This window comes from Klebsiella sp. HMSC16A12 (assembly GCF_001808265.1).
Lineage (GTDB): Bacteria > Pseudomonadota > Gammaproteobacteria > Enterobacterales > Enterobacteriaceae > Klebsiella > Klebsiella pneumoniae.
On sequence record NZ_KV792623.1, the window covers coordinates 1 to 656 of the forward strand.

Here is a 656-nt window from a genome sequence, read left to right on the forward strand (position 1 = left end):
TCCGGCAATACGCTCAGGATATGGCGAAGGTAACCCTCTGGATCGATACCGTTCAGCCTGCACGTTCCGATCAGACCATACAGCAGGGCACCACGTTCACCACCATGATCACTGCCGAAGAAGATGTAGTTTTTCTTGCCCAGACAGACCGCTCGTAGCGCGCGCTCAGCAGCGTTATTATCCGGCTCTGCCAGACCATCATCGCAGTAGTAACACAGGGCATCCCACTGGTTCAGTGCATAAGCGAACGCCTCGCCTAACCGGGATTTTTTCGACAGAGTGGCACTTTTCTCCACCAACCAGTCATGCAGGGATATCAGCAACGGTTAACTTCGGGACCGTCTGGCGGCCAGCCGCTGAGATGCCGGAAGGCCGCGTATTTCCTCTTCTATCGCGTATAACTCACTGATGCGCTTCAGAGCCTCCTCTGCTGTGGCCGTCCGGGTGCTGATATAGACGTCATGGATTTTGCGCCGCGCATGAGCCCAGCATGCCGCTTCTGTCAACGGGCCACCTTCACGCTCTGCGCTGAACAACCTGTCGTACCCTGCGAAGGCATCTGCCTGCAGCACGCCATGATAGTGCCGAAGATGTTGCTGAGGGTGTTTCCCCTGTCGGTCCGGTGAGAAGGCGAACCATGCCGCTGGCGGATCTGA

The 656-nt window shown here is 57.0% G+C and carries 1 pseudogene; it reads right to left on the reverse strand.

Going from position 1 to position 656, the window contains the following annotated elements:
- Positions 1–656: pseudogene (gene tnpC / locus HMPREF3140_RS16845) on the reverse strand (IS66 family transposase); the annotation flags it as partial.